Annotated in this window: 15 protein-coding genes; 9 read left to right on the plus strand and 6 right to left on the minus strand. The window is 69.1% G+C overall.

What is annotated here, in order from left to right:
• Positions 1–48: 48 nt before the first annotated feature.
• The gene (locus tag FDA38_RS04360; RefSeq protein ID WP_137252761.1) at positions 49–861 is read left to right on the plus strand and encodes a DeoR/GlpR family DNA-binding transcription regulator; all 813 of its coding nucleotides are present in this window, start codon (positions 49–51) and stop codon (positions 859–861) included.
• Here the strand turns inward: FDA38_RS04360 and galK are convergent.
• Positions 858–1988: a galactokinase gene (gene galK / locus FDA38_RS04365; protein WP_137252762.1), complete on the minus strand. Its 1131-nt coding sequence runs from the start codon at positions 1986–1988 to the stop codon at positions 858–860. The two genes, FDA38_RS04360 and galK, sit on opposite strands and share 4 nt — an antisense overlap.
• Complete coding sequence (galT, locus tag FDA38_RS04370) at positions 1985–3031, minus strand: galactose-1-phosphate uridylyltransferase (RefSeq protein WP_137252763.1); 1047 nt, start codon at positions 3029–3031, stop codon at positions 1985–1987. The genes galK and galT overlap by 4 nt, the downstream gene beginning before the upstream one ends.
• A gap of 167 nt (positions 3032–3198) precedes the next feature.
• Here galT and FDA38_RS04375 point away from each other — a divergent pair, with 167 nt between their 5' ends.
• Positions 3199–4524 (plus strand): hemolysin family protein, encoded by a 1326-nt coding sequence (locus tag FDA38_RS04375; RefSeq protein ID WP_137252764.1) that lies wholly within the window; start codon positions 3199–3201, stop codon positions 4522–4524.
• Here the strand turns inward: FDA38_RS04375 and FDA38_RS04380 are convergent.
• Both FDA38_RS04380 and FDA38_RS04385 read right to left on the minus strand, forming a co-directional pair.
• Positions 4469–5722 carry an MFS transporter gene (locus tag FDA38_RS04380; RefSeq protein WP_137252765.1) on the minus strand — a complete coding sequence of 418 codons (1254 nt, stop codon included), beginning with the start codon at positions 5720–5722 and terminating at the stop codon, positions 4469–4471. The two genes, FDA38_RS04375 and FDA38_RS04380, sit on opposite strands and share 56 nt — an antisense overlap.
• Entirely contained in the window at positions 5719–6327 is a 609-nt protein-coding gene (locus FDA38_RS04385) for a helix-turn-helix domain-containing protein (protein WP_137252766.1), read from the minus strand. The genes FDA38_RS04380 and FDA38_RS04385 overlap by 4 nt, the downstream gene beginning before the upstream one ends.
• Before the next feature lie 81 nt (positions 6328–6408).
• On the opposite strand from FDA38_RS04385, the gene FDA38_RS04390 reads away from it, so the two are divergent.
• The gene (locus tag FDA38_RS04390) at positions 6409–8013 is read left to right on the plus strand and encodes an MFS transporter (protein ID WP_137252767.1); all 1605 of its coding nucleotides are present in this window, start codon (positions 6409–6411) and stop codon (positions 8011–8013) included.
• Here FDA38_RS04390 and FDA38_RS04395 read toward each other — a convergent pair whose 3' ends face one another.
• Entirely contained in the window at positions 8014–8856 is an 843-nt protein-coding gene (locus FDA38_RS04395; protein WP_137252768.1) for an alpha/beta fold hydrolase, read from the minus strand. It abuts the gene before it with no gap.
• A 96-nt stretch (positions 8857–8952) separates the two neighbouring features.
• On the opposite strand from FDA38_RS04395, the gene FDA38_RS04400 reads away from it, so the two are divergent.
• Positions 8953–9336, plus strand: coding sequence for a YciI family protein (locus tag FDA38_RS04400; RefSeq protein WP_137252769.1), 384 nt, complete (start codon positions 8953–8955; stop codon positions 9334–9336).
• Between the two features lie 669 nt (positions 9337–10005).
• On the opposite strand, the gene FDA38_RS04405 is transcribed toward FDA38_RS04400, so the two are convergent.
• Entirely contained in the window at positions 10006–11070 is a 1065-nt protein-coding gene (locus tag FDA38_RS04405; RefSeq protein WP_233714515.1) for an N-acetylglucosamine kinase, read from the minus strand.
• Positions 11071–11282: 212 nt separating this feature from the next.
• On the opposite strand from FDA38_RS04405, the gene FDA38_RS04410 reads away from it, so the two are divergent.
• The 5 genes from FDA38_RS04410 (at position 11283) to FDA38_RS04430 (ending at position 15570) form a co-directional block, all read left to right on the plus strand.
• Complete coding sequence (locus tag FDA38_RS04410) at positions 11283–12074, plus strand: sugar isomerase domain-containing protein (protein WP_137252770.1); 792 nt, start codon at positions 11283–11285, stop codon at positions 12072–12074.
• 29 nt (positions 12075–12103) lie between these two features.
• On the plus strand, positions 12104–13447 hold the full coding sequence (gene ngcE / locus FDA38_RS04415; protein WP_137252771.1) for an N-acetylglucosamine/diacetylchitobiose ABC transporter substrate-binding protein: 1344 nt from the start codon (positions 12104–12106) through the stop codon (positions 13445–13447).
• Between the two features lie 56 nt (positions 13448–13503).
• Positions 13504–13905: a hypothetical protein gene (locus FDA38_RS04420; protein WP_170989577.1), complete on the plus strand. Its 402-nt coding sequence runs from the start codon at positions 13504–13506 to the stop codon at positions 13903–13905.
• Positions 13906–13990: 85 nt separating this feature from the next.
• Positions 13991–15046 (plus strand): tryptophan--tRNA ligase, encoded by a 1056-nt coding sequence (gene trpS, locus FDA38_RS04425; RefSeq protein ID WP_137252772.1) that lies wholly within the window; start codon positions 13991–13993, stop codon positions 15044–15046.
• Positions 15047–15054: 8 nt separating this feature from the next.
• On the plus strand, positions 15055–15570 hold the full coding sequence (locus FDA38_RS04430; RefSeq protein WP_137252773.1) for a 2'-5' RNA ligase family protein: 516 nt from the start codon (positions 15055–15057) through the stop codon (positions 15568–15570).
• The last annotated feature ends 1 nt before the right edge of the window (position 15571 follow it).

Below are 15571 nucleotides of genomic sequence, written 5' to 3' on the forward strand. Positions count from 1 at the left end.
CAACGCATTTGCCTGACACGGAGAGCAATCGAGATTAGGCTGTGAGCTGTGAACGCAGCCGGAGCAGAGCCGCCACGCGGCCGGGGTGGGCAGCTGGCAGCTCAGCGACAGGCCACGATCGTTGCCGAAGTCAACAGTCGCGGTGCGATCACCGTGGCCGAGCTGGTCGATCGGTTCGGTGTCTCGGACATGACCATCCGTCGCGACCTCGACGCCCTGGACTCCAGCGGCCTGCTGCACAAGGTGCACGGAGGCGCGACGTCGGTCGGTCTGCGCAGCGCGCACGAGCCGGGCTTCGACGCCAAGCTCACGCAGGAGTCGGCGGCCAAGCAGGCGATCGCGGCCGAGGCGGCGACGAGGGTCCAGCCGGACAGCGCGATCGGCATCGGCGCAGGGACGACGACGTACGCGCTGGCTCGTCAGTTGCTCCGCGTCGAGAACCTGACCGTCGTGACGAACTCGGCGCGGATCGCCGACGTGTTCCACGGCAACGCGCGGTCGGACCGCACCGTCGTACTGATCGGCGGGATCCGTACGCCGTCGGACGCGCTCGTCGGGCCGATCGCGACCGCGGCGCTGGCGTCGTTGCATCTCGACCTGTTGTTCCTCGGCGCGCACGGTGTCGACGCCGAGCACGGGTTGAGCACGCCGAACCTGATGGAGGCCGAGACCAACCGATCGTTCATCGCCGCCAGCCGCGAGATCGTCGTGGTCGCGGACCACACCAAGTGGGGGACCATCGGCCTGAGCACGTTCGCGACCTGGTCGGACCTCGACGTGATCGTCACCGACAACGGCCTGTCGACCGCCGCACGCAAAGCCATGCGCGATACGGGATGCGACCTCGTCATCGCCTCCTAGCTGAGGCGGGACGCGCCGGCTGACGGGGCCGCGGCGAGTGCGCTGGGTGTGCTGAAACCGTGCTCCGCAAAGGCTTTCTCGATCGCGGCCAGGACCGACTCGGACGCATCCGCCTCGACCAGCGCGATGATGCAACCGCCGAAGCCACCGCCGGTCATCCGTGCGCCGAGCGCACCTGCTTCAAGCGCGGTGTCGACCGCGACGTCGAGCTCCGGCACGGTGATCTCGAAGTCATCGCGCAATGACACGTGCGAGGCGGTGAACAGCGGGCCGACCTCGCGGAGCTTGCCGGCATGCATCAACGCGACCGCGTCCTCGACCCGGCGGATCTCGGTCACCACGTGCCGCACCCGACGCCGTACGACGTCGTCCGACAACCGCGCCAGCGCATCGTCGAGGTCCTCGAAGGCGATCGAGCGCAGAGCCGGTACGCCGAGCTCGGCCGCAGCCTGCTCGCAGCTCTTCCGGCGGGCGGCGTACTCGCCGTCGACGTGGCGGTGCGGTGCCTTCACATCGACCACCAGCAAGGCGAGGTTGTCGGCCGCCGGGTTGAACGGGATCTGCTCGGTCGACATCGCGCGGATGTCGAAGTACAGCGCGTGGCCCTCGGTGCAGCACATCGAGGCCATCTGGTCCATCAGCCCGACCGGCGCACCGACGTACTTGTTCTCGGCCTTCTGCGCGAGCCGCGCGACCTCGGCAGGGTCGACCTCGATATCGCGCAGACCGAGCAGGGCGACCAATGTCGCGCACAGCAGTGCCGCGGACGAGGACAGGCCGGCGCCGGAAGGGATGTCGGACTCGAAGTGCAGGTTCGCGCCGCCGATCGGGTAGCCGGACTCGCGCAGGATCCAGGCCGCACCGGCCGGGTACGCCGCCCAGTCGCCGACCGATCCCGGTGCCAGGTCCTCGATCGCGAACTCGGTGACGCCCTTGTGTCCGGCGGAAGCGACCGCGATCCGGCCGTCGTCGCGCTTCGAGGCGGTCACGACGATCCGGTTCGGCAGGGCGATCGGGAGGACGAGCCCGTCGTTGTAGTCGGTGTGCTCGCCGATCAGGTTGACCCGGCCCGGCGCCCGCCAGCTGCCGTCAGGCGTCGTACCGAAGACGTTCTCGAAGGAGCTCACGAACCGACCTTCCGCAGTGTCTCGGCCACGTCCTCGGGCCGGGTGTCGCTGATGAACGAGCCCATGCCGGACTCCGAGCCGGCCAGGTACTTGATCTTGTCCTTCGCCCGGCGGATCGACAACACCTCCAGGTGCAGGTAGCCGAGCTCGCGGTCGATCCGCACCGGGGCCTGATGCCACGCGGCGATGTAGGGCAGCGGTTCGCCGTACAGACCGTCGAGTCGCTGCAGTACGTCGAGGTACAGCTCGACGAAGTCGTCGCGCTCGCCAACCGACAGCTCGTCGATACCGAACACCTGGCGGTGCGGGTACAGGTGCACCTCGACCGGCCAGCGCGCCGCCTCGGGGACGAACGCGGTCCAGTTGCCGTTCTCGCCGACGACCCGCGTACCTTCCTTGCGCTCGGCCGCCAGGACGTCGGCGAACAAGTTGCTGCCAGCAACTTCCTGGTGCTCGCGGGCGCGCGCCATCAGCGTCCGCATCCGCGGCGGAACGAACGGGTACGCGTAGATCTGGCCGTGCGGGTGGCTGAGCGTGACGCCGATCTCACGGCCGCGGTTCTCGAACGGGAAGACCAGTTCGACGTCGTCGCGGGCGCCGAGCTCGGCGGTCCGGTCGGCCCAGGCGTCGACGACCAGGCGGGCCTGGCCCTGGGACAGGTCGGTGAACGACTTGTTGTGGTCGCTGGTGAAGCAGACCACCTCGGTCCGGCCCGGGCCGGCGAACGACGGGAACCGGTTCTCGAACACGGCGACGTTGTAGTCGTGGTCCGGGATCTCGGTCGGCTTGCCCGGCCGGCTCGCGTCCAGCGGGCACTCGTCGGCCGGCGGCAGGTAGGTCCGGGTGTTGCGGTGGGTGGCGTAGGTGATCACGTCGCCGGTCAGCGGGTCGGTGCGCAGGTCGACCTGCGGCTGCGGGGCGGGCAGACCGCGGGTGTCCTCGAGCGGTACCCGCACCGGCGTGTCGGCGGGGTCGTAGTAGATCAGCTCGCGTCCGTCCGACAGTTTGGTGTCGGTACGGCGTACGCCGCGCGGTGTTTTCATCGTGTGACCCTCCCGGCCGTACGACGCGTCCGGCCAGGAATCATCGTAAACCAACAAACTCGAACAAGCACGGTAGCCCGGGCGGCCGCTAGTCTTGGTAGATGGACGACTACGCCCAACGCCCGCCCTCTCGTGGTCTGACGAGAGGGCGCTAGGAACTCCGACCCATGAACGCCACCCTGCTCAACATCGTTCTGATCCTGGTTTTCGTGCTCATCGGCGGGGTCTTCGCCGCCGCCGAGATGGCCCTGGTCTCGCTCCGGGAGAGCCAGCTCAAGTCGCTATCGCACCGCGGCCGGCGCGGCGAGATCGTCGCCAAGGTCGCCGCCAACCCGAACCGGTTCCTGTCCGCCGTCCAGATCGGCGTGACCCTGATGGGCTTCCTGTCCGCCGCATTCGGTGGCGCGACGCTGGCCGACAGCCTGTCCCCGCACCTGCAGAAGCTCGGCCTGCCCGAGTCGGTGGCAAACACCGTCGCGCTGGTGCTGATCACGATCGCGATCTCGTACGTCTCGATCGTGATCGGTGAGCTCGCCGCCAAACGGCTCGCGCTGCAGCGGGCCGAGACGTTTGCGCTCGGCCTGGCGCCGCTGGTCGACAAGATCGCCTCCGGCGCCCGGCCGGTGATCTGGCTGCTGTCGAAGTCGACCGACCTGGTGGTCCGCGCGCTCGGCGGTGACCCGAACGCGAACCGCGAGGTGATGACCGACGAGGAGCTCCGCGACCTGGTCTCGGCGCACGAGTCGCTCGGCGAGGAGGAGCGCAAGATCGTCGACGACGTCTTCGAGGCGGGCAGCCGGCAGTTGCGCGAGGTGATGCTGCCGCGGACCGAGGTCGACTTCGTGGACGGCGAGATGCCGGCGTACAAGGCGGTCAAGTTCGCCGCCGAGCGGCCGCACTCGCGGTACCCGGTGATGAACGGCTCGGCCGACGACATCGTCGGGTTCGTCCACGTCCGTGACCTGTTCGACCCTGCCGTCGCGACTCGCTCGGTGCGGGTCGGCGACCTGGCCCGCGAAGTACTCATGCTGCCGGACACCGCGAAGCTGCTGCCGACGCTGACCGAGATGCGCCGCCGCAGCACGCATATCGCGATCGTCCTCGACGAGTACGGCGGTACGGCGGGCATCGTCACGCTGGAGGACCTGGTCGAGGAGCTGATCGGCGACATCAAGGACGAGTACGACGAGGAGGCGGCCGAAACCACCCGCCTGGGTGGCGGCGACATCGTCGTCGACGGCCTGCTGAACCTCGACGACTTCGCCGACGCCACCACGATCGAGCTCCCCGACGGCCCGTACGAGACCGTCGGCGGTTTCCTCGCCGCCCAGCTCGGGAAGGTCCCGTCAACGGGCGACGAGGTCCGGATCGACTCCCACACGCTGACCGTCACCGAGATGGACGGCCGCCGGGTCGCGCGGGTCCGGCTGCACCGGATCAAACCGGAAGCGGAACTGACCGAGTCTCCAGCACCCGCTGCCGAGCAAGGATGACCAGCCCGCCGACCACGTACCCGAGGCCCTGGAAGACGAGGACCGGGATGATGCCGACTGCGTCGCCGAGGAAGCCGGCCGCGGCGATGCCGATCAGCACCGCGACGCTCTCGGCGGCGCCGACCGCGCCGTAGATGCGGCCGCGGGTGCCGTCGACGGTGAGGTTCTGGAAGACGGTCATCATGCCCGCGATGGTGAGTGCACCGGGCAGCCCGACGACGATCATGCAGACGAACGCCGGGATCACGCTGTCCGACGCCAGCGGGTAGAGGAACAGTGTGGTGTCGATCAGCCCGAAGGCGAGTGCGCCGATACCCCACAACCTCGCCGCCGGCCAGCGCGAGCCGATCGCGGCGGCGACCAGACCGCCGACGATCCCGCCGATCGCTTGGGACGAGACGATCAGGCCGTACACCTGTCCGTCCCCGCCGATCTGGGAGCTGACGAACGGCGCGAACAGCGTGCTCATGATGCCTTCGCCGACGCCGGTGACCATGCAGAACACGAAGAACAGCTGGATCGCCGGGCCGGCGACACACAACCGCAGCCCTTCGGTCCACTCCTCTTTCAGTCGCTTGATCGCGCCGCCCGCGGTCTGCTCCGGGTTCTCGGGTCGCACCTGCCGGTGCCGCATCCGTGCGATCAGCACGACAGCGATCAGGAACGTCGCGGCGTCGCCGAGCGCGAGAAGGGTCAGTCCGCCGGCGGCCGCGAGAACACCACCGAGCGCTGCGCCGATGAGCCGGGCGAGGTCGCGGATCTGACTGTTCAGCGCGTTCGCCGTGACGAGTTGCTCCTCGTGCACCAGCACCGGAACCAGCGATTGCTCGGCCGGCTGGAAGAACTGCTGCAGACAGCTCTGCGCCAGTACGACGCCGTACACGATCCAGATCGTGCTCGCGTCGTGTACGGCGATCAGCGGCAGCAGCACCACCGCGTTGAGGATGTTCGTCACGATCATCGTGGTCCGCCGGTTCCAGCGGTCGACGAAGACGCCGGCCAGCGAGCCGAGTACGACGGCCGGCAGGAACGACGCCAGCAGCAGACCACCACTCGCCAGCGTCGAGCCGGTCAGTACGTACACCTGGAACGCGAGTCCGGTCCGCAGTAGCCAGTCGCCGATCAACGAGATCAGGCCGGCGCTCAACATCAGGCGGTAGTCGCGCTGGCGGGCAAGGACGCCCCACAAGTCCTTCATCTGTCTACTCCGCTCTGGTCTTCGGGGGAGATCGTGACGATCTGGGTGAACGAGACATGCCGGCTGCCCGGCGGGCGGGTGGACTTGTCGTCGATCGGCCGCTCGTCGACCCAGCGCTGCAGCAACGCGTCGACCTGGCCGACGAGCTCGGTCAGCTCATCGGCAGTCAGGTAGAACCCGCTCTGCCCGATCCCCGAGCTGTCCCGCCAAACTGCGTCCTCGGTCTGCCGTTGCTGCTGCCACTGGCTCAGCCGCTCGAGCGCGCGCTCGGCCAGTAACTGCTCGAGTACGTCGGCCGCCGCGGCGCCTTCCGGAGTGGCGGCCGCATCGCGCCACGACTGCGATGTCGACACCAACCGCCACGGCCGCTCCCGGTTGTCCTTCCCCGGAGCAGGCTCGACGAAGTCGTACTTCGCCAGCTGCCGCAGGTGGTGCGATGCCAGCGCCTGACTGATCCCGAGGTGGCGGGCAGCGTCGGCCGCGGTCATCGGACCCTCACGCCCCAGCAGCGACTGCAGGTCCAGCCGGACCGGATGCGCCATCGCCCGGATCGCCAACGGATCGTTCAGCAACCGGGAACGGCGCGGGTCCTTCTCCAAAGACATGCTTGGAATATGCATCCGGCTGAATCCGATGTCAAGCTGTTGCTTGGAATGTGCTGGCGATCTGCCGCCGTACGATGCGGCATGACCGTTGCAGCATCTGCGCCGTCGTCTGCCTGGGCCCCGCTGCGGCGGCCGGTGTTCCGTGCGCTGTGGCTGGCACAGCTCGGCTCGAACGTCGGCAGCTGGATGCAGTCCGTCGGCGCGCAGTGGACCGTCGTACATCAGCCCAACGCGGCAGCGCTGGCATCGATCGTGCAGGCCGCGAGCCTGCTCCCGGTGCTGTTCGTGTCGCTGCCCGCGGGCGTGCTTGCCGACGTACTCGATCGCCGCCGCCTGATCGCGCTGGCGACGCTGGCGATGGCCGTCGTGGCCGGCGGGTTGGCGATCCTGAGCGCCGAGGGCTTGCTGACTCCGACCGCGCTGATCGCGATCACCTTCGTCCTCGGTGCCTGCCAGGCGCTGACCAGTCCGGCCTGGCAGGCGATCCAGCCGGAGTTGGTACCGCGCGAGGAGCTGCCGGAGGCCGCGGCGCTCAACAGCCTCAACGTGAACATCGCCCGGGCGATCGGCCCCGCGCTGGCCGGATTCCTCCTCGGCCTGAGCAGCCCGGCCGTGGTGTTCGCCGTCAACGCCGTGTCGTACCTCGCGATCCTGATCGCGCTCCTGCGCTGGCACCGGACGACCGCGGTCGCCGCGGCCGGCGAGCCGATGCTGCCTGCCCTGCGCGCCGGTCTGCGGTACGTCGCCTATGCACCCGGCGTACGACGGATCCTGCTGCGCGCGATGCTCTTCGTCCTCCCGGCCTCCGCGTTGTGGGGGCTCCTGCCCGTCGCCGCGGTCCATCGCCTCGGTCTCGGTTCCACCGGGTACGGCGTACTCCTCGCGGCGCTCGGTCTAGGAGCCGTCGGGGGTGCTGTGCTGCTCAAACCGATCCGGACGAGGATCGGCCGCAATACCCTGCTCGGCGGGGCGACTGTTGCCTACGCCATCGGCGTACTGGCCGTTGCCTTGTTGCACAACGCAACAGTCGTCGCGCTGATCCTGATCGTCGCCGGAGCTGGTTGGCTCGGTGCGTTGTCGACGCTCAACACCACGCTGCAGTTGGCGTTGCCGGCCTGGGTTCGCGCGCGGGCGCTGGCTGTTTATCTGATGGTGTTCCTCGGCGGCCAGGGCGTTGGCGCGTTGATCTGGGGTCTGCTCGCCGCGGCCCTCGGTGCCGCGACGACGCTGCTGGTCGCGGGTGTGTTGCTGCTGATCGGTGCCGCCTCGCTCGCGGTCTTCCCGTTGCACGAACGGACGGGGCACCTGGATCGGACCGTGGTCCAGCCGTGGCCGGACCCGGAGGTCGGCATCCTGACCGACGAGGAGCCGGAGATCGATCCGCGGTCAGGTCCGGTGCTGATCGAGGTCTCGTACCACGTGCCGTCGGAGAACGCCGAGCAGTTCAAGACCGTGCTGGCCCGGGTCGGTCTCTCGCGGCAGCGAACCGGCGCGCGGCGCTGGGCGGCGTACCGCGATGTGAGTACGCCAGACCTGTACGTCGAGGTGTTCGAGGTGGCGAGCTGGTCCGAGCACCTGCGCCAGCACAACGAGCGCATCACCGGGCAGGACGCGGACTTGTATCGGCAGGCCGCCGAGCTCGCGCTCGAACCGCCGCGGGCGCGGCATCTGCTGTCGGCCGGTTGATCAGCCGGTCTGCTCGCGGATCCATTCGAGGGCGGGCTCGGCGTGGGCGAGGACGGAGACGTGGCCGAGGCCGTCGTGCAGCTCGAGCTCGGCGTTCGGCAGGTTGGCGGCCAGCCACTTCCCGTGCGAGCAGGGAATGATGCCGTCGGCGGTTCCGTGGACAAGCAGGGTCGGGGCGGCGATCGCGGTCGGGTCGCAGCCCCAGTCCAGGACATAAGAACAGTCGTCGTCGATCACGCCGTCAGGCCCGTTGGGCGTGGCGTTGCTGCCGGCGATGGACCCGAGCCAGCTCCACGGGCCGTCGAACATCGCGATGTCGCTCGCGGTGAACTCCGGGTCGTACTCGACGCCTGACGTCTCGTGTTGCACCTTCGCGTCCCGCCCAGCGGCCGCCGCGTGGAGTGAGGCGAGCCCGGACGCGACCATGCCGTCGTACCAGTCGAGACCTTTGGCGTCGTACGGCGCGATGGCGGCGAACGTGGTGACGGCCTCGACGCGTTCGCGGAGGATGGCTGCCGAGGCGAGGGCGAACGAGCCGCCGCCGGAGTACCCCACCAGCGCGAACGTGCCGATCCCGAGCGTGTCCAGGACCGTGGTCAGGTCGGCCGCCACCGAGGACATCGTCCGGCCCGGCGCCGCGGTCGACCCGCCGTACCCGGGTCGGTCGAACGAGATCCACCGGATGCCGAGCCACTCGCCCGCCTCGATCAGCGGCTCCGGCGGGACGCCCAGGTTCGGCGTGCCGTGGTGCCAGACGACGGCGAGGCGCGCGTCGTCACCCGGGGCGCTGTCGTACGCGTGCAGGATCCGCCCGTCGGCCAGGCGCAGGTCGATCTCGTCCATGCCGTTCACGATAAATGTGCGAAATGTCGAGTGCTCCCGATCGTGTCCGACCTCTGCTGCGAAGATCCCCTTCAGATCCCGAAAGGATGCCCGATCATGAAGTACCTGCTGCTGATTCACAGCAACCCGATCACCTGGGGCCACCCGTCGTTCCTCAACACCGAGGAAGGCAAGAAGCTCCCGAAGAAGGCCCGTGACGCCCTCGCCGACCAACTCAACAACCTGCTGACCGAGATCCACGAGTCCGGCGAACTCATCAACGCGGTCCCACTGGACCCACCGGCGAAGACCCGGGTAGTGCGGGTCCGCGAAGGCGTCCGGGCCACAACGGACGGCCCGTACTCCGAGGCAAAGGAGCAACTAGCCGGCGTCTTCCTCATCGACGTCAAAACCCCGGAGAGGGCCGAGGAGATCGCCGCGACAATCCCCGAGGCCGAATTCGTGGCGGTAGAGGTCCGCCCAGTTTCCGTCTTCGACTGAGGTACTGCGACCAGCTCGCCGCGGTGGGCGCGTGCGGCCAGCCCATCGCGGGGCTACGCGCGACTCCTTCGTCGCCGTGCTCCGCGCCGCACCCGCCCACCCCCGGGCTTATCGCCCGGAGTGACCTTTCCGGCTGTCGCCGGGACCTTCCGGCTATCGCCGGGGGTGGCGGGCTGCCGCCCGCGGGTCGCTCGCTGCCGCTCGCGGGCGACTGCTGGGCGGGCGCCGCTCAATAGCCGACTGTCGGCGGGCAGACTGTGGGCGGCGGAGCGCGGTGGGGCGGACCGGGCTGAGCCGGCTCGGACTCGGCTGGATCTGGTCTGGGCTGGTCCGAGCTGCTGGTCCGAGCTGGGCTGGGCCGGGGCGGACCGGGTGGGTGGACCGGGTGGGTGGACCGGGTGGGGCGGACCGGGGGCCGTGGTCCGGTCGACTGCGATGGGGTGGAATGCGGCCGCCGCACCCCGGCGGCACATCCACGCAACTGATCCGCAGCACGACCCACCACGCGGCGGTCGACCGCGCGATAGCGCGCACGGTTCGGCGATAGCCGGAAAGGATGCTCCGGGCGATAAGCCCGGGGGTGGGCGGGTGCGGCGCGGAGCACGGCGACGAAGGAGTCGCGCGTAGCCCCGCGATGGGCTACCCCCGCGCGGGTCGACCTCCGCGGGGTTAGCTGCTGACCAAGCGTTGGTGGTTTTCGTGGGTGGCGAGGGTTGGGTCGAGGGCGCCTAGGGCGAGCCAGGTGGCTCCGCCTACGCCGTCGCGGGCGGTCAGTACCTCGCCGGCGAAGTGTTGGCGGATGAGTTGGCCGACCGGAGATGATTCGCCCGCGACGCTGCCCGCCAGCACCATCGGGCCGCCGTCTGAGGTCGTCTTCAACCGGGCGACCGTCTCTGTGAGCAGCTCGGCTGCGCGTTTCACCAGGGAGCGCGCGGTTTCGTCGTCCTGGGCGTACGCCGCGATGACGGCCGGTGCCAACTCGGCGAGCAGGACTGGTGGCCGGCTGTTGACCGTCCTGACCAGGTCGTCACGTAGTGCGTCGTATCCTTCACGTTGTGCAGCCGACTGTCGGTCCCAATCAGGCAGGACTGTCTGCACAACTGTCTGCTCGAGCAGGCCAAGCGGCTCGCGAAGATCGAGAGCTTGCAGGACGCTGCGCACAGCCTCCCGGCCGAGCCAGAACCCCGACCCCTCGTCACCCAGCATCCAGCCATGCCCGCCGACGGTCCGGACGAGCTGGTGATCGCGGACCAGTCCGACGTTGCTGCCGGTGCCCGCGATCAGCACGATTCCGCCCGGCTGCGGCGTACCCGATGCGAAAGCGACCTCGAGATCGCCGATGTAGTCAGGTGCCACGGTGAGCCCCGCGCCGGTCCAGGCGTCGTCGAACCGGGCTGCCACGTCGGGCCGCCCGAGCGCCGAGCCGCCGGCCATGCCGACCACGGCGGCTTTGACGTCGGACGGGTCCAGACCGGCGAGGGCGGTGTGAAGTGCCTGACCGAAGTTGGCCGCCGCGCTTGCCGGATGACTCGTCGGGTTTCCGCCCGCGGCGGCGCCGCGACCGACTACCTTGCCTTGGGAGTCGGCGATCACGATCCGGGTGGAGGTACCGCCCAGATCGCCGCCCAGGACCAGCGGCCCGGCCGGCATCGAGACCGGCCGGTCGGCAGATCGGTCGGCAAGTCGGTCGGCAGGTGGGGCGGACGGGTCCGGCAGGGGACGTTCGACCGACATACGCAATGCTCCAAACTGCTCAAAGAGCCTATTTACAAGCACAAGGGAACAAGGTCACGCAACGGTCCCGATCTGGGGAGATCACACGGAAATGATGGGCCTTGACTTTAACTGCCAGTTGAGAAAAGTTCTGTCCAGCAAACCGCAAACTTGCGCACTTGTCGGCACCAGGAGTGTCGCTGCGAGCAGATTAGTCGAGGGGTGGGCCGCTCATGGCCAGCAGTAAGCACGGGGGATCCGGCGAGACGAGCGGCGTCAGCGCGCAGTCTTATGTCAACACTCTGACTCCGATCCTGGCCGCCGTGACCGAGCAGATCGACGGCCCGATCCAGCAGGCCGCCGACCTGATGACCGAGTCGCTACGCGCCGACGGGGTGATCCAGGCGTTCGGCTCCGGGCACTCCGAGGCGCTCGCGATGGAGATCGCCGGTCGCGCCGGCGGCCTGATCGCGACCAACCGGATCGCGCTCCGCGACCTTGTCTTGCTCGGCGGCGAGCCGCCGGAGCTGCTGCGCAGCGCCGAGCTCGAGCGCGACCCGAAGTACTCCCGCAAGCTCTACGAGCTGTCGGCGGCGCGGCCGGGCGACGTGTTCGTGATCGCTTCGAACTCCGGCGTGAACGGCTCGATCGTCGAGCTCGCGACCGTTGCGAAGGAGCACGGCCACCCGCTGATCGCGATCACCTCGCTGCAGCACACCAACGGGATGGACTCCCGGCACCCGTCCGGCAAGAAGCTGATCGACTTCGCGGACGTGGTGCTCGACAACAACGCGCCGTACGGCGACTCCGTGCTCGACCTGCCCGATGGTGGCGGCAAGGTCTGCGCGGTCTCGTCGATCACGGCCGCCCTGATCGCGCAGATGATGGTTGCCGAGGTGCTCCGCCGGATGACCGACGCCGGCGAGACCCCGCCGGTCTACCTGTCGGCGAACATCCCCGGCGGCGACGAGCACAACCACGCGCTCGAAGCGAAGTACGCGGGCCGCATCCGGCGTACCGCCTGAGAGGCACCCCGAGGTAATAGCCTGCCGAGGTGCTGAAACGGCGGACGTTGCTGCAGGGGGCACTGGCCGGCGCGGTCCTGAGCGGATGCTCATCGGCCCCGCCGGCCAAGACCGTCTCCCCGCAGAACCCGTTCGACGTCGACGCGAACGCTCCGCTCGACGTCGTCACCAGCGAGGAGTACGGCGGGTTCGCCGCGGCGGCGTACCGGAAGAAGTATCCGAGCGCCGCCGTCACGCCGAAGGTCACGCCGCAGCTGTCGGATGCCCTGCTGCCGCGGTTCGCCGCGGGCAACCCGCCTGACGTGGTGCTGAGTACCGGCGACCAGGAGCTCGAGCTCGGCCGGCTGGTGAAGGACGGTCAGGTCGCCGACCTGCAGCAGTTGCTGGACGCGCCGTCCTGGGTCAACCAGGCCGCGAAGGTCGAGGACCAACTGCTGTCGGAGCTGCTCGACATCGGCCGGTACGACGGCACGCAGCGCACACTCAACTACGTCGCAACCGTCTACGGGCTGTGGTACTCGGCCAACCTCTTCCAGGCGAACGACTGGGAGGTCCCGCACACCTGGCCGGATTTACTTGCCCTCGGCACCGATATGAAGGCGGCCGGTCTCGGCCCGTTCATTTATGCGGGCGCCCATCCGTACTACGTCCTCGAGTTGGTACTCACGCTGGCCGCCAAGACCGGCGGAGCGGACGTGCTCAAGCGGATCGACAACCTCGACGACGGGGCCTGGAAGGACGAGAGCGTCACCCGCGCGATCGCTGCGGTCGGCGAGCTGACCAAGCGCGGCCTGATCGCCGCCGGGAGTGCGCAGTACGACCACATCGGGTCCCAGAAGCGCTTCCTCGCCTCGAAGGCCGGGATGCTGCCGTGCGGGAACTGGCTCGAGAACGAGATGAAAGGCCTGATCCCGCAGCGGTTCGGGCTGACGATGTTCGCCGTACCGCCGCTGGATGCGTCGCCGGCGCTCGCGAGCGGGCTGCATGTCACGGCGACCGCGCCGTTCCTGGTGCCGGAGAAGGCGAAGAACAAGGCCGGCGGGCTCGAGTACCTGCGGGCACTGCTGTCTCAGGACGTCGCGGCGCAGGTGAGCTCGGAGTCCAACCAGCTCACGATCGTCCGCGGCGCGGCCGATGGCCTGGAGATGGGTACGGCGCTCCGCTCGGCCCGCGACCTGCTGACCGCGGCCGGTGACCAGGTCATCACCTGGTACTTCGACAGCTGGTACCCGGACTTCGCGAACGCGGCCGCCGTAGCCACCGGGCAGTTCCTGGCCGGCGGACTGCAGCAGCCCGAGTGGACCGCCCGGATCCAGGCCGCCGCGGACAAGGTCAAGCAGGACAACGCGGTCACGAAGTACCACCGGGACTGATATTCCTATCGCCGTCGGGCGCTGCTCGCCGTACTCTCTTGCTGAGGAGTGGCGACATGGCATGGCTCGGAGCAGCGGTTCTGTTCTTGATGCTCTGCGGCCTGCTCAGCCTCGTCCTCCCGAGCCCGCCGCCGACCCGTCTGCGACGCCGGCTCCAGGGGCTGACGGGGTGGGCGCACGGCCGTTTCCGCCGTCGTCCGGTCCCGCTGCCGGACCCGTTCGACACGCTCCGGCTGCAGACCAGGCTCGGGACGTTGTCCACCAAGATCCGCCGGGTGGAGGCCACGCCCCATGTCTACGCGAAGGCCCACCGCCTGATGGCGCTCGAGGCGGCGTACGACGACCTCCTGGACGAAGCCTGCCGCCTGGCCGGCGTCCCCGACCCCGACGCCAAACAACCCGAAGAGAAACGCTGGCAGGAAGAGCAGGAACTGGCTTCCCGTGGCTGGTCCTGGTAGCCGAGTACTCATAGTGCTGGTCGTATGACCGGGACAGACCCGCCCGGGTGATGACCTGACCAGGGACGCTGGCAGAATCGGGCGTATGTCCCAAGCTGCGTCTGACCCCTCCGCAGCCGGTTCCCAGCGGCGCCCTCGGGTGCTTTCCGGGATCCAGCCGACGGCGGACTCCTTCCACTTCGGCAACTACCTCGGCGCGGTGCGGCAGTGGGTGGCCCTGCAGGACGACCACGAGGCGTTCTACTGCGTCGTCGACCTGCACGCGATCACCGTGGAGTACGAGCCGAAGGCGCTCCGCGACCGCACCCGCCGGTCCGCCGCGCAGCTGCTCGCGGCCGGGATCGACCCGGAGCGGTCCACGCTGTTCGTCCAGTCGCACGTGCCGGAGCACGCCCAGCTGGCCTGGGTGCTGGGTTGTCTGACCGGGTTCGGCGAGGCCAGCCGGATGACGCAGTTCAAGGACAAGTCCGCCAAGGGCGGGGCCGACCGCGCCACCGTCGGCCTGTTCACGTACCCGATCCTGCAGGCCGCGGACATCCTGATCTACCAGGCCGACCGCGTCCCGGTCGGTGAGGACCAGCGCCAGCACCTCGAGCTGACCCGCGATCTCGCCCAGCGGTTCAACCACCGCTTCGGCAAGACCTTCCGGCTGCCCGAGCCGTACATCGTCAAGGAGACCGCGAAGATCTCCGACCTGCAGGACCCGTCCGCCAAGATGAGCAAGTCCAGCTCGTCCCCGGCCGGCATCATCGACCTGCTCGACGACCCGAAGGTCAGCGCGAAGAAGATCCGCTCCGCGGTCACCGACTCCGGCCGCGACGTCATCTTCGACCAGGAGAACAAGCCCGGCGTCGCGAACCTGCTGACGATCTACTCGGCGCTCACCGGCCGCAAGATCAGCGAGCTCGAGGACGAGTACGCCGGTCGCGGGTACGGCGACTTCAAGAAGGACCTGGCCGAGGTCGTCGTGGAGTTCGTCACGCCGTTCCGGGAGAAGACGCTCGGGTACCTCGACGACAAGGCCCAGCTGGACGCGATCCTGGCCGCCGGCGCCGAGCGGGCCCGCGCGGTCACCGAGCCGACCCTGGCCCGGGTCTACGACCGCCTCGGATTCGTCCCCGGCCCTGCGCAGGGCCGGTAGGGCCGCCCGTGACGACGACGATCGGTGTCGCGATTCCGATTGCGGAGCCGTACGGGTCGGAGCTGCAGAAGTTCCGGGCCGAGTTCGGTGATCCGATGGCCGCGTCGATCCCGACCCACGTCACGCTGCTGCCGCCGACCGAGATCGAGGCGACCGACCTGGACGTGATCGACGAGCACCTGCTCGCGGTCGCGGCCCGGTTCCCCCGGTTCCGGATCCGGCTGCGCGGTACGGCGACGTTCCGGCCGATCTCGCCGGTGGTGTTCGTGCCGCTGGCCGAGGGCATCTCGTCCTGCGAAGTACTGCAGTCGCAGGTGCGGTCCGGTCCGCTGCGGGTCGACCTGCGGTTCCCGTACCACCCGCACGTCACGGTCGCGCACGACCTCGACAAGGACGCCCTCGACCGCGCGTACGACGCCCTCTCGGAGTACGACTGCGCCTTCGACGTCGAGTACTTCAGCCGTTACGAACACGGCGCCGACGGCGTGTGGCGGCCGCAGCGGTCCTTCCCCCTGGCAGGCTGAG

Source organism: Kribbella jiaozuonensis (assembly GCF_005233875.1).
GTDB lineage: Bacteria > Actinomycetota > Actinomycetes > Propionibacteriales > Kribbellaceae > Kribbella > Kribbella jiaozuonensis.

Bases quoted from the DNA above. Each gene is read 5' to 3' on its own strand.
- galT (WP_137252763.1), bottom strand. From the start codon at position 3,031: ATGAAAACACCGCGCGGCGTACGCCGTACCGACACCAAACTGTCGGAC.
- FDA38_RS04375 (WP_137252764.1), top strand. From the start codon at position 3,199: ATGAACGCCACCCTGCTCAACATCGTTCTGATCCTGGTTTTCGTGCTC.
- FDA38_RS04380 (WP_137252765.1), bottom strand. From the start codon at position 5,722: ATGAAGGACTTGTGGGGCGTCCTTGCCCGCCAGCGCGACTACCGCCTG.
- FDA38_RS04385 (WP_137252766.1), bottom strand. From the start codon at position 6,327: ATGTCTTTGGAGAAGGACCCGCGCCGTTCCCGGTTGCTGAACGATCCG.
- FDA38_RS04390 (WP_137252767.1), top strand. From the start codon at position 6,409: ATGACCGTTGCAGCATCTGCGCCGTCGTCTGCCTGGGCCCCGCTGCGG.
- FDA38_RS04395 (WP_137252768.1), bottom strand. From the start codon at position 8,856: ATGGACGAGATCGACCTGCGCCTGGCCGACGGGCGGATCCTGCACGCG.
- FDA38_RS04400 (WP_137252769.1), top strand. From the start codon at position 8,953: ATGAAGTACCTGCTGCTGATTCACAGCAACCCGATCACCTGGGGCCAC.
- FDA38_RS04405 (WP_233714515.1), bottom strand. From the start codon at position 11,070: ATGTCGGTCGAACGTCCCCTGCCGGACCCGTCCGCCCCACCTGCCGAC.
- FDA38_RS04410 (WP_137252770.1), top strand. From the start codon at position 11,283: ATGGCCAGCAGTAAGCACGGGGGATCCGGCGAGACGAGCGGCGTCAGC.
- FDA38_RS04420 (WP_170989577.1), top strand. From the start codon at position 13,504: ATGGCATGGCTCGGAGCAGCGGTTCTGTTCTTGATGCTCTGCGGCCTG.
- trpS (WP_137252772.1), top strand. From the start codon at position 13,991: ATGTCCCAAGCTGCGTCTGACCCCTCCGCAGCCGGTTCCCAGCGGCGC.